Origin of the sequence: Phenylobacterium sp., from assembly GCF_036402295.1 — a bacterium.
Lineage (GTDB): Bacteria > Pseudomonadota > Alphaproteobacteria > Caulobacterales > Caulobacteraceae > Phenylobacterium.
The window spans coordinates 1-11,321 of sequence record NZ_DASWTE010000468.1 but is presented as its reverse complement, the minus strand read 5'-3'; the positions used below and the strand labels follow the sequence as shown (position 1 = coordinate 11,321).

General features: G+C 70.7%; 11 protein-coding genes. 9 read left to right on the top strand and 2 right to left on the bottom strand.

Going from position 1 to position 11,321, the window contains the following annotated elements; genetic code table 11:
• Nucleotides 1–197 precede the first annotated feature (197 nt).
• The 5 genes from VGD44_RS26145 to VGD44_RS26125 all read left to right on the top strand — a co-directional run bounded on the left by VGD44_RS26145 (nucleotide 198) and on the right by VGD44_RS26125 (nucleotide 5,897).
• Nucleotides 198–1,787: a 2-isopropylmalate synthase gene (locus VGD44_RS26145; RefSeq protein ID WP_331091679.1), complete on the top strand. Its 1,590-nt coding sequence runs from the start codon at nucleotides 198–200 to the stop codon at nucleotides 1,785–1,787.
• Between the two features lie 161 nt (nucleotides 1,788–1,948).
• Nucleotides 1,949–2,830, top strand: a complete 882-nt coding sequence (locus tag VGD44_RS26140) for a DMT family transporter (RefSeq protein ID WP_331091677.1) — start codon at nucleotides 1,949–1,951, stop codon at nucleotides 2,828–2,830.
• A 17-nt stretch (nucleotides 2,831–2,847) separates the two neighbouring features.
• Nucleotides 2,848–3,591: an ABC transporter ATP-binding protein gene (locus tag VGD44_RS26135; RefSeq protein ID WP_331091675.1), complete on the top strand. Its 744-nt coding sequence runs from the start codon at nucleotides 2,848–2,850 to the stop codon at nucleotides 3,589–3,591.
• A gap of 23 nt (nucleotides 3,592–3,614) precedes the next feature.
• Nucleotides 3,615–5,135 carry a hypothetical protein gene (locus VGD44_RS26130; protein WP_331091673.1) on the top strand — a complete coding sequence of 507 codons (1,521 nt, stop codon included), beginning with the start codon at nucleotides 3,615–3,617 and terminating at the stop codon, nucleotides 5,133–5,135.
• Nucleotides 5,136–5,231: 96 nt separating this feature from the next.
• On the top strand, nucleotides 5,232–5,897 hold the full coding sequence (locus tag VGD44_RS26125) for a DUF1326 domain-containing protein (protein ID WP_331091671.1): 666 nt from the start codon (nucleotides 5,232–5,234) through the stop codon (nucleotides 5,895–5,897).
• A 12-nt stretch (nucleotides 5,898–5,909) separates the two neighbouring features.
• Here the strand turns inward: VGD44_RS26125 and VGD44_RS26120 are convergent, their stop codons facing one another.
• Nucleotides 5,910–6,125, bottom strand: a complete 216-nt coding sequence (locus VGD44_RS26120; protein WP_331091683.1) for an alkylphosphonate utilization protein — start codon at nucleotides 6,123–6,125, stop codon at nucleotides 5,910–5,912.
• A 133-nt stretch (nucleotides 6,126–6,258) separates the two neighbouring features.
• The gene (locus VGD44_RS26115; RefSeq protein ID WP_331091669.1) at nucleotides 6,259–7,026 is read right to left on the bottom strand and encodes a TOBE domain-containing protein; all 768 of its coding nucleotides are present in this window, start codon (nucleotides 7,024–7,026) and stop codon (nucleotides 6,259–6,261) included.
• A gap of 38 nt (nucleotides 7,027–7,064) precedes the next feature.
• Between VGD44_RS26115 and modA the strand changes: the two genes are divergently transcribed.
• The 4 genes from modA to VGD44_RS26095 all read left to right on the top strand — a co-directional run bounded on the left by modA (nucleotide 7,065) and on the right by VGD44_RS26095 (nucleotide 11,283).
• A complete protein-coding gene (gene modA / locus VGD44_RS26110; protein ID WP_331091667.1) occupies nucleotides 7,065–7,811 on the top strand; it encodes a molybdate ABC transporter substrate-binding protein in 747 nt (248 codons plus the stop codon).
• A gap of 5 nt (nucleotides 7,812–7,816) precedes the next feature.
• Nucleotides 7,817–8,491: a molybdate ABC transporter permease subunit gene (gene modB / locus VGD44_RS26105; protein ID WP_331091681.1), complete on the top strand. Its 675-nt coding sequence runs from the start codon at nucleotides 7,817–7,819 to the stop codon at nucleotides 8,489–8,491.
• An 86-nt stretch (nucleotides 8,492–8,577) separates the two neighbouring features.
• Complete coding sequence (locus VGD44_RS26100) at nucleotides 8,578–9,981, top strand: sensor histidine kinase (protein WP_331091665.1); 1,404 nt, start codon at nucleotides 8,578–8,580, stop codon at nucleotides 9,979–9,981.
• Between the two features lie 258 nt (nucleotides 9,982–10,239).
• Nucleotides 10,240–11,283 carry a rod shape-determining protein gene (locus VGD44_RS26095; RefSeq protein WP_331091663.1) on the top strand — a complete coding sequence of 348 codons (1,044 nt, stop codon included), beginning with the start codon at nucleotides 10,240–10,242 and terminating at the stop codon, nucleotides 11,281–11,283.
• Nucleotides 11,284–11,321: the final 38 nt, after the last annotated feature.

The following is an 11,321-nucleotide window of genomic DNA, read 5'->3' as shown; positions in this document are numbered from 1 at the left end:
GCGCAAGATGCTTGCGGCGCGGCGCCCGTTTCGGTAGAGACCTCGCCATGCGCACGCGGCTCGACAGCCTGCTTCTTCTCTCGCTGGGGCTTAGCCGCCCCTGGGCGCCTCTCTAGGCACGCGCGCACTCGCGGCCGGGCGACCAGGGGTCTTTCCGCTCCCGCCCCACGACCAAAACCCGCGAAGAGACTAGAGACATGACCGCCCCCATCACCGAGTCGACCCCGGCGCCCGCGTCCGACAGCGCCCGCGTCATCATCTTCGACACCACCATGCGCGACGGCGAGCAATCGCCCGGCGCGTCGATGTCGCACGACGAGAAGCTGGAGCTGGCGAAGATCCTCGAGGACATGAAGGTCGACGTGATCGAGGCGGGCTTCCCGATCGCCTCGAACGGCGACTTCGAGGCCGTCCGCGCGATCTCCGAGATCGTCACCGAGAGCACCGTCTGCGGCCTGGCCCGCGCCGGCGCCGCCGACATCGAGCGCTGCGCCGAGGCGGTGAAGAAGGCCAAGCGCGGCCGCATCCACACCTTCATCTCCACCAGCCCGGTCCACATGAAGTGGAAGCTGCAGATGGAGCCCGAGCAGGTGCTGGAGATGGTGACCAAGTCGGTCACCCTGGCCCGCAACCTGTGCGGCGACGTGGAGTGGTCGGCCGAGGACGCCACCCGCACCGAGCGCGACTTCCTGCTGCGCTGCATCGAGGCGGCGATCCGCGCGGGCGCGCAGACGATCAACCTGCCCGACACGGTGGGCTACACCTATCCCAGCGAGTACGCCGACCTGTTCCGCGACGTGATCGAGAACGTACCCGGCGCCGACAAGGTCATCTTCTCCACCCACTGCCACAACGACCTGGGGCTGGCGGTCGCCAACTCCATCGCCGGCGTCCAGGGCGGCGCGCGCCAGATCGAGTGCGCCATCAACGGCATCGGCGAGCGGGCCGGCAACGCGGCGCTGGAAGAGATCGTGATGGCGCTCAGGGTACGCGGCGACAAGCTGCCCTACCACTCGGGCGTCGATCCGCAGCACATCACCCGCGCCAGCCGCTACGTCTCGGCGATCACCGGCTTCCCGGTGCAGTTCAACAAGGCGATCGTGGGCAAGAACGCCTTCGCCCACGAGAGCGGCATCCACCAGGACGGGATGCTGAAGAACGCCGAGACCTACGAGATCATGAAGCCCGAGGACGTGGGCCAGGTGGAATCGAACCTGGTCATGGGCAAGCACTCGGGGCGCCACGCCTTCCGCGAGAAGCTGAAGGACCTGGGCTACGAGTTGGGCCAGAACGCGCTCAACGAGGCGTTCCAGCGCTTCAAGGACCTGGCCGACAAGAAGAAGCACGTCTTCGACGACGACATCGTGGCCCTGGTGGACGACGCCCTGGCTTCGGGCGCGGACAAGATCCAGGTCAAGCACCTGCGCGTCATCGCCGGCACCGAGGGACCGCAGGAGGCCTTCCTGACCGTCACCATCGACGGCGACGAGAAGAGCGCCAACGCCACCGGCGACGGCCCGGTGGACGCGGTGTTCAACGCCATCCACGCGGTGGCGCCGCACGCGGCGATCCTGCGCCTCTTCCAGGTGCACGCGGTCACCGAGGGCACCGACGCCCAGGCGCAGGTCTCGGTGCGGCTGGAGGACGAGGGCCGCATCGCCACCGGCACGGCGGCCGACACCGACACGCTGACGGCCTCGGCCAAGGCCTACGTCAACGCGCTCAACAACCTCTTCGCCCGGAAGGAAAAGAGCGCCCCGGACGCGCGGGTCGCGAGCGGGTTCTAGCGAAGCGTTCCCTCCCTTAAGGGGGAGGGACAGCTCGCCGGAGGCGAGCAGGGTGGGGAGGTGTTGATCCTCCCCGGCCTCAACACTCCGGCCCACACTTCCCCACCCTGGCCGCTCGCGCGGCCTATCCCTCCCCATTAAGGGAGGGATTGGAGCCCTGCATGCTCTGGATCTTCCTCACCGCCGCGGCGGCGCCGCTGCAGGTGGCGCGCAATGCGCTGCAGCGCGGGCTGGTGGGCGACGCCGGACCGTGGGGCGCGACGCTCGTGCGCTTCCTGTTCGGCCTGCCGTTCTCGATCGCCATGTTCGCGGTGGTCGCCCTGGCGACGCCGGACGCTGAGCCCGAGCCGTCGCTGCGGTTCGCGCTGGGCGTGCTGGCCGGGGCGCTGGCGCAGATCGCCGCCACCGGCTGCCTGCTGCTCGCCATGCACCGGTCGGGGTTCGCGGTGGCGACGGTGATGCAGCAATCGTCGCTGCCGCTGGGCGCGGTGCTGGGCTGGCTGGCGCTGGGCGACCAGCTTTCCGCGGCGGCCTGGGGCGGCGTGGCGGTGGCGACGGCGGGGCTCTTCATCCTGTCGTGGCCCAAGCCGCAGGACCTGCGCGGCGGCCTTGCCGGCGCACTCCTGGGCCTGGCGTCCGGGGCAGCGTTCGCCGTGGCGCTGAACGGCTACCGGCAGGCGGGCCTGGCGCTCGATCCCGGGCACCCGATCTATTCGGCGCTGGCCGGCGTGGTCTGCGCCCAGGCGTTCCAGTCGGTGCTGCTGGTGGCGATCCTGGGCGTCGTGCGGCCGGGCGCGCTCAGGGCCGTGGCGACCTCGTGGCGCGCGTCGCTGGGCGCGGGCTTCTGCGGCTCTGCGGCGTCGGCCTGCTGGTTCGCGGCGCTGGCGCTCGCGCCGGCGGGGCCGGTCCGCGCGGTGGGCGTCATCGAAGCGCCGATCGCCGCTGCGGTCGGCCGCCGCCTGTTCCGCGAGCAGCCCAGCCTGCGCCAATGGGTAGGCGGGGCGTTCACGACGCTGGGAGTCGTCTTGACCGCGCTGGGCTGAGCCGCATCCATGGGGCGATGACGGATGCGCTCGCCCTCGACGGCCTGACCAAGACCTTCGGCGCCAAGACGGCGGTGGACCAGCTGACCCTGCGGGTGCGGCAGGGCGAGCTCTATGCGCTGCTGGGACCCAACGGCGCGGGCAAGACCACGACGCTGCGCATGGTGGCTGGCCTGCTCAAGCCCGACGGCGGGCGGATCGAGGTGTTCGGCGTCGACGCCCTGGCCAACCCCGCCGAGGCCAAGCGGGTGATCGCCTGGGCGCCGGACGAGCCCATGCTCTACGAGCGGCTGAACCCGCTGGAGTACCTCGAGTTCGTGGCCGGCCTGTGGGGCATCGACGCCAAGGCGGCCCGCGCCCGGGCGGAGGAGCTCCTGAAGTGGCTGGGCCTCTGGGAACACCGCGGGGAACGCTGCGAGGGCTTCTCGCGCGGCATGAAGCAGAAGACCGCGCTGGCGGGCGCGCTGATCCACGAGCCGCGGCTGCTGATCCTCGACGAGCCCCTGACCGGCCTGGACGCGGCCGTGGCGCGGCAGGTGAAGGACCTGCTGCAGGACCGCGTGCGCGGCGGGGCGACGGTGATCCTGACGACGCACATCCTGGAGGTGGCCGAACGGATGGCCGACCGGATCGGCATCATCCAGCACGGGCGGCTGGCGGCCGAGGGCACCTTGGACGAGCTGCGCGCCCGCACCGGCGGACTGGCGGCCACGCTCGAGGACGTGTTCCTCGACCTCACCGCGCCCGACGCGGCCGCGTGATGGCGCCAGGCTCGGTCCTCTGGTTGTTGCGCCACGAACTGCGCGTCGGCTGGCGGCGGATGGACCGGCGCGGCGGCCGCGAACGCGCGCTGTGGCTGCGGCTGATCTTCCTGTTCGGCCTGCCGATCGTGGTGACCCTCGCGCTCGGCCTGCCGCTGGCGGCGATCCTGGACCGCGCGCCGCTGACGCTGCGCCCCGACACCGCCGCCTTCGCCGCCGCGGGGCTGTTCGCGCTGTTCACGATCATGCTGTCGCAGACGCTGAGCCTGGCCGTCGACGCCCTTTACCAGCGCGGCGACCTGGACCTGCTGTTCTCGTCGCCGCTGGATCCGCGCCGGATCCTGACGATCCGGTTCCTGGCGGTGGCCGTCGATTGCGCCATGACCTTCGGCTACTTCCTGGGCGGCCCGCTGCTGCTGGTCGCCGTGCTGGGCCACGTGGAGGGGGTGACCGGCCTGGCGGCGCTGGCGGCGCTGTCGCTGGCGGCGTCGGGGACGGGGTTCCTGCTGGCGACGGCGCTGCTCCGCGTGCTGGGCCCGAAGCGGACGCGCACGGCGGCGCAGATCATGGCCGCGCTCCTGGGCTCGGCGGTGTTCCTGGCCACCCAGATCCGCACCCTGGTTGGGCATGAGCGGGCCGAGAGCTTCACGCTCCTGGCGGCGCGGCTGGCGCGCGAGGGCCGGCTGGACATCCCGGGCCTGGACTGGCCGCTCCGGGCGCTGCTGGGCGAACCGCTGCCGATGCTGGGGATCACGGCCGCGTCGGCTGCGGTCCTCTGGCTGGCGATCGTGGTGCTGGGCCCCCGCTTCGCCGACGACGCTGCGGCCGCCGCCGGGGCGGGCGCGAGCCAGCGGCGGGCGCGGGGCGGCCTGACGGCCTTCGCGCATGGCGCATTCCAGACCACGCTGCGCAAGGAGCTGCGGCTCCTGGCGCGCGATCCCGGCCTGATCACCCAGGTGCTGGTGCGGGTGCTCTACATGGCGCCCGTCGGCCTGCTGCTGATCCGCCAGGCGGGCGAGGGCGACGGCCTGCTGATGCCGGGCAGCGCCGCGGCGCTGAGCTTCGTCTCGGGCCAGATCGCCGCCAGCCTCACCTGGATCACGGTGTCGGCCGAGGACGCGCCGGACCTGCTGGCCTCGGCGCCGACGCCGATCGCGACGCTGCGGCGGGCCAAGCTCGCGGCGGCGGTGCTCCCGACGGCCGCGATGCTCGCGCCGTTCTTGCTGCCGTTGATTGCGATCGCGCCCCGCGTGGGCCTGGCCGCCACGGTGGGATGCCTAGCCGCCGCCGCCGCCGCGTCGCTGATCAATGTGTGGTGGCAGCAGCCGCAGCGCCGCTCGGAGTACCGCAGCCGCCGCCGCGCCGCCTGGTTCGTGACGGTGGCCGAGGTCGCCATCGGCATCTCGATCGCGCTGGCCACCGGACTGTTCGCGGCCGGGATGATCTGGGGCCTGATCCCGGCGGCCATCGCCGGCGTGATCTTCCTGTCGCTCCGGCGCAGCGACGCACGGATCGCCGAGGCGCTAGCCGCGGCGACGGGCTAGCGTCCCCCAGTCCCGCACCTCCGTTCAGCTGCAGTTCGGGGTTCCACTTCGGACGCCCCAGGATGACACTCTCCCGGTAGTCCTATGGAGGACACCATGGCAGCGATTGATTGGTACATGGAGGGAGTCGAGTTCAGCAACTGCAACTGCGACTACGGCTGTCCTTGCCAGTTCGAGTCACGCCGTCCCACGTACGGGGACTGCCGCGGCTTCGCGGCCGTTCTCATCGACAAGGGTCACTTCGGTGACGTCGTGCTCGATGGGCTGGGCGCAGCCCTACTCTACGCCTGGCCGGGGCCGATCTACGAAGGCGGCGGCGAGTGCCAGGCCGTCATCGATGAGCGCGCGGACGCCGGGCAACGGGACGCCCTGGCCACAATCCTCTACGGTGGCGAGACAAACGCAGGAGCGACCCACTGGTGGGTCTATCGGACGATGTCGAGCACCGTCCATCCGCCCCTGTTCAGGCCCATCGAATTCGACGTGAACATCGAGCGGCGTCGAGCGCGTATCGTCGTCCCGGGCATACTCGAGTCCACGGCTGTTCCGATCCGGAGCCCTGCGACAGGGGCCGAGCATCGCGTCCGCATCAACCTCCCGGATGGGATCGAGTTCGATCTCGCGGAGATCGGCAGTGGTTCCACGAAGACCGAGGCCTCAGTCGCCCTCGACCTCAAGGACACCTACTGTCACTTCACGCTTCTGCGCCAGTCGGGCAAGGGGTTCAGGAACCATCCGGATCCTCCCTTGGAGATCCGCTAGCCGTCCATCGCGCTAGAGCTTTTTCACGAACTCGGCGCGCAGGACGAGGCCCTTGATCGTCTCGTGGCGGCAGTCGATCTCCTGCGGGTCGCCGGTCAGGCGGATCGAGCGGATGACCGTGCCGCGCTTGAGGGTCTGGCCCGCGCCCTTGACCTTGAGGTCCCGCGTCAGGGTCACGGCGTCGCCGTCGGCCAGCAGGTTGCCCACCGCGTCGCGCACCTCCACCACGCCGGCCGCCGCCGCGCGCGCCGCGGCCTCCTCGGCCGAGATCCATTCGCCCGTGGCCTCGTCGTAGACGAATTCGTCGCTGCCGCTCATCTCGTCCCCGTGGCTATTCGCGGGCGGCCTTAGAGCAGGAAAGCTACTCCACCGCCAGGATGACGTGAGGCGCCTTGATCAGGGCCGTGGCCGCGTCGCCGACAGCGATCTCCAGGGCCTCGGCGCTCTCGAGGGTGATGGTGGCGGTGAGCGACTTGCCGCCGCCGATGTCGAGCCGCACCTCGCTCGAGACCGCGCCGTCTTCGCGGCTGGCGACGACGCCCGCGATCTGGTTGCGGGCCGATGTGCGCAGGCCCTCGCCCTTGGCCAGCACGATGAAGCTGGACTTGATCAGTGCGATGGCGGCCGCGCCTTCCCGCAGGCCGAGGTCGTCCACGCTGTGGGAGGTCACGACGGCGACGATCTCCAGACCCTCGGCGACGCGCAGCGCCACCTCGGTGTTCACCGCGCCGGGGGTGAGACGGGCGATCGTGCCGCGCAGGGCGTTGCGGGCGCTGGTCTTCATGCCGAGGCTCCAGAACACATCCGCATCGAGGGTTCCTTCCAGCTTGGCCAGCGCGGCGTCCATCTCGGCCTGCACGCGGCGGAAGGCAGAGAGCGCCGCCGCACCGCGGGGTGTCAGGCGGGCCTGACCGCCGCCGCTGCCGCCGGGGGCGGCCTCCACCAGCGGGCCGTCGAACAGGTTGTTCAGCGCCTGCACCGCGTCCCAGGCGCCCTTGTAGGAAAGCCCCACCCGGCGGGCGGCGGCGCTGATCGAGCCCAGCTCGCCGATCGCCTCCACGAGCGCCATGCGCGCCAGGGCCACCCGGGGCAGGCCGGGCCGCTCGAGCGTGACGGTGGCGCTGAGCATGCTTTCCTCCGTTATGTAGTACGGATACATAACGGACCATGGGCCCGCTGACACGCCTGATCGCCGCCTTCGCGCTCGCCCTGGCCGCTGTCCCGGCCTTTGCCGCCGAGACTAAGGTGGCCGTCGCCGCCAACTTCACCGAGCCGGCCAAGGCGATCGCGGCGCGGTTCAAGGCGCGGACGGGGCACGACGCGACCTTGAGCTTCGGCTCGTCGGGGCAGTTCTACACGCAGATCGCCAACGGGGCGCCGTACGAAGTGCTCCTGTCGGCCGACCGGGCGCGGCCGGATAGGGCCGAGGCCGAGGGGCTGGGCGTCGTCGGCAGCCGCTTCACCTATGCGATCGGGCGGCTGGCCCTGTTTTCGAAGACGCCGGGCCTGGTCGATGGGCGCGGCGCCTTGCTGGCGCAGGGCAAGTTCCAGAAGATCGCCATCGCCGACCCGCGGACGGCGCCCTATGGCGTCGCCGCCGTGGAGACGATGAAGAAGCGCCGGGTCTACGACGCCCTGCAGCCGAAGATCGTCCAGGGGACCTCGATCACCCAGGCCTACCAGTTCGTCGACACGGGCGCGGCCGAGGTGGGCTTCGTGGCGCTCTCGCAGCTGGTCGGCGTCAAGGGGGGCTCGCGCTGGACCGTGCCGGCTTCCGACCACACGCCCATCAACCAGCAGGCGGTTCTGCTGAAGACGGGCGCGAACAGCGTTGCGGCGCGGGCGTTCATGGCGTTCCTCAAGAGCGCCGAGGCCAAGGCGATCATCCGCCGCTATGGCTACGAGGTCCTTTGAGCGAGATCCTTCCCGTCATCTGGCTGACGCTGAAGCTGGCCGGCGTCACCACAGCGATCCTGTTGCTGGCCGCCACGCCGCTCGCCTGGTGGCTGGCCCGCAGCCGCGGCTTCGCGGGCGAGCTGGTGGGCGCGCTGGTGGCCCTGCCGATCGTGCTGCCGCCGACGGTGCTGGGCTTCTACCTGTTGATCGCGCTGTCGCCGAGCAGCCCGCTGATGGCGCCGCTGCAGGCGTTCGGGATCCGCACCCTGGCCTTCACCTTCACGGGCCTGGTCATCGGCTCGCTGATCTATTCGCTGCCGTTCGCCGTGCAGCCGCTGCGCAACGCGTTCCGGGCGGTGGGCGAGGAGCACCTGGACGCGGCGGCGACGCTAGGCGCCTCGGGCTTGGCCACCTTCACGCGCGTGGCCCTGCCGCTGGCGGCGCCGGGCTATGTGGTGGCCGCCATCCTGACCTTCGCCCATACGATCGGCGAGTTCGGCGTGGTGCTGATGATCGGCGGCGCGATCCCCGGCGTGACCAACGTACTGTCCGTGGAGATCTTCCGCGACGTGGAGGCGCTGGCGTGGGGCAGGGCGCATGCGCTCGCGGCCCTGCTGCTGGTGTTCGGCTTCGCGGTGGTGCTGGCGCTCCTGATGCTGGAACGGCGCCTGCCGGGGCTCGACCAGGGCGAGCGGTAGCCAAAAGACCTGTGGATCGAGCGGAACCGTGTGAGCCCGGCGGCGTTTGCGGCCTTACGGGGAAGTGGGTGGCGGGGGCTGCTGCAATGAAGGACGTTGGATCGGGGCCTGCGGGTTGCGCCGCCGCCCCGCTGTCCACCGAGCGATTGGGGGCGGCCTTCCAGCAATGGAACGCCCTGCTCGAGGCCCTGCCCATCGGAGTCTTCGTCTGCGACCGCGAGGGGCGGATCGTCCGGCACAACCGTCGCGCCGCCGAGTTCTGGGGTCGGCCGCTGGACGGCGCCGGGCGCAACGACGTCCCCATCTATCATTCGGACGGCAGCCGGCTCGACAAGACGAGCTCGCGGCTGGACGAAGTCCTCGCGACGGGGGCGCCGGCGCGTGACGTCGAGGCGACCGTGGAGCGGCCGGATGGCAGCCACATCGACATCCTGGCCAACATCGAGCCCCTCCTCGACGAGGCCGGCGAGCTGATCGGCGCGGTCACCTGCTTCCAGGATGTCACCGAGGTGAAGCGGGCGCGGGCCCGGGTGAACCGCCTCGACAGCTGGGTCCGGCGGGTGGTCGAGCTGTCGCCGGTGGCGATGTACATCACCGACGACCAGGGCCGGGTGCTGAGCTTCAATCCGGCCGCAGCGCAGCTCTGGGGGCGGACGCCGACGGTGGGCGAGGACCAGTGGTGCGGTTCGCACCGGCTCTACCACCCCGACGGCCGACCGATGCCGCTCGACACCTGCCCGATGGCGATCGCGCTGATCTCGGGCAGGGCCGTCCATGGGCTGGAGGCCGTATTCGAGCGGCCGGACGGCAGCCGCGGCGCCTTCCTGGCCTATCCGACCCTGCTGCACGACAGCGCGGGCGCCTTGATGGGCGCGGTCAACATGCTGGTCGACATCAGCGAGCGGAAGCAGGCCGAGGAGCGCCAGAAGGTGCTGGTCGATGAGCTCAACCATCGGGTGAAGAACACGCTCGCGTCGGTGCAGTCGCTGGCCGCGCACAGCCTGCGCGGCGGCGTGGAGCCCGGCCGCATGCGCGAGCGCTTCGAGGCGCGATTGGTGGCGCTGTCGAACGCCCACAACCAGCTGGCTCTCCGGCGCTGGCAGGACGCCGACCTGCGGGTGCTGGCCGAGGATGTGCTGGCGCCCTACCGCGCCGACCATCGAGTGACGCTGGACGGCGAGACGGTGATGATCTCGGCCCGGACGGCGGTCAGCCTGTCGCTGGTGCTGCACGAGCTTGCGACCAACGCGGTGAAGTACGGCGCGCTGTCGATTCCGGCCGGCAAGCTGGCCGTCAGCTGGCGGCGAATCGGGCCGCGCCTGCTCGTCCTGGAGTGGCAGGAGGCCGACGGCCCGGCGGTGGCGCCGCCCACGCACAAGGGCTTCGGCGTCCGCTTCATCGCCGGCGCGATCGGCGGCGAACTGGGCGGCCAGGTCGAGCACGAATTCCTCTCGGGCGGCGTCCGCTGCCGCATCGAAGCGCCACTGTAGCCACGGCTGCGGCGCCCTTGCGGCGCGCAGGCGCCAAATCGTGGCGGCAGCAGGGCGAAGCGTCGCAACAAAACTCGCGCGCGACGCGAAAGCGCACACCACTCTTTAAGCCTTGAAATGCCCAATGGCGCAGGGCAGAGGGACGGTTAAAGCCCGCCAGACAAGTCGTACCGACTCGACGCATTCTCGCGCGTTAGTCGAGCCGCCTTGGATCTCTCTGTCGGAACGTCTTCAGCCCCTATCCCCTCAGGGCCCTGCATGATCTCGTCTCTCTTCGGCGCAATCTCGAACGACATCGCCATCGACCTCGGCACCGCCAACACGCTCATCTACATGAAGGGCAAGGGCATCGTGCTGAACGAGCCCTCGGTGGTGGCCCTCCGCAACGTCGGCGGCCGCAAGGTGGTGCACGCCGTGGGCATAGAGGCCAAGCAGATGCTGGGCCGCACGCCGGGGCACATGGAAGCCATCCGCCCGATGCGCGACGGGGTCATCGCCGACTTCGAAGTCGCCGAGGAGATGATCAAGTATTTCATCCGCAAGGTTCACAACCGGAAGGGCTTCGTGAACCCCAAGGTGATCGTGTGCGTGCCGTCCGGCGCCACCGCCGTGGAACGCCGCGCCATCAACGACAGCTGCCTGAACGCCGGCGGCCGCCGCGTGGGCCTGATCGACGAGCCGATGGCGGCTGCGATCGGGGCCGGCCTGCCGATCCACGAGCCGACCGGCTCGATGGTGGTCGACATCGGCGGCGGCACCACCGAGGTGGCCGTGCTGTCGCTCTCGGGCATCGTCTACTCGCGCTCGGTGCGCGTGGGCGGCGACAAGATGGACGAGGCGATCATCAGCTACATGCGCCGCAACCATAACCTCCTGATCGGCGAGACCACGGCCGAGCGGATCAAGAAGGAGATCGGCACTGCGCGGGCGCCTTCGGACGGCGAAGGCCTCTCCATCGAGGTGAAGGGCCGCGACCTGATGCAGGGCGTGCCGCGCGAGGTGCGCATCAGCGAGAAGCAGGCGTCCGACGCGCTCTCGGAGCCGGTCGGCCAGATCGTCGACGCGGTGAAGATGGCGCTGGAGGCCACGCCGCCGGAACTCGCCTCGGACATCGCCGACAAGGGCATCATGCTGACGGGCGGCGGCGCGCTGCTGCGTGGCCTGGACGCCGAGATCCGCGACCACACCGGCCTGCCGGTGACGGTGGCCGACGATCCTCTGAGCTGCGTGGCCCTGGGCTGCGGCAAGGTGCTCGAGCATCCGAAGTGGATGAAGGGCGTCCTCGAGTCCACGCTGGCGTAAGGTGCGCGCGCCGGGGGGCGCGTTAGGGGCGAAGCCTT